We start from the raw sequence: 567 nt of genomic DNA, 5'->3' as shown, positions 1-567 counted from the left end.
TTGTTGAACATCGTGGTCAGCACCGCGGTCTTCTTAGCCTCGATCTGCTCTTGCTGGAAGTAGCGAGCCTTGAAGCCGAAATCCTTCTGGTACTCGCGGCGCAGATAGTCGCTGTCGTCAACCGCCCGAAATTTCTCGAGGAATACGAAGATGCCTCCTTCCTTGAGATGCTGCGCCACGAACTCAATCTGTTTGGGTCTGTTCGGCGAGTACATTTGAAAGGTGGTATCTTCGAGGATTATGTCGAATCCGGAAGCGAATTTGCCCAACCGGGCGTTTGAATTGAGGACGGCCTTGGTCAGTCGATGGAACGGGCCGACAAAGAACTCGGCGTCTGGCGGTTCGCCATATGCCATGAAGCACTTGTAATTTTCCGCGTTAGGACTGCAGGAGAGGCTGTGGATTTGCCCGCGGGACAATTCCGACAGTGTTCTCGCCATGGTGCCCTCCGCTGTGCCAAGGCTATATAACGACAGCTGGGCACCGCGAATTCGTGCATATCTCAGCACGCCGTAAGCCATCCGGCACTCCTCCTCCAACCGGTAGGGAATGCTGCTGTGATAGTGC

Annotated in this window: 1 protein-coding gene; it reads right to left on the bottom strand. The window is 54.9% G+C overall.

Going from position 1 to position 567, the window contains the following annotated elements; all coding sequences use genetic code 11:
- Nucleotides 1–567: class I SAM-dependent methyltransferase (locus EOA29_RS39380; protein ID WP_145970155.1), on the bottom strand; the 567-nt coding region annotated here is incomplete at both ends.

Origin of the sequence: Mesorhizobium sp. M1E.F.Ca.ET.063.01.1.1 (assembly GCF_003998155.1) — a bacterium.
Classification (GTDB): Bacteria; Pseudomonadota; Alphaproteobacteria; order Rhizobiales; family Rhizobiaceae; genus Mesorhizobium.
Note: the sequence above shows the minus strand (reverse complement) of the source record. Positions and strands in the feature narration are given on the sequence as shown.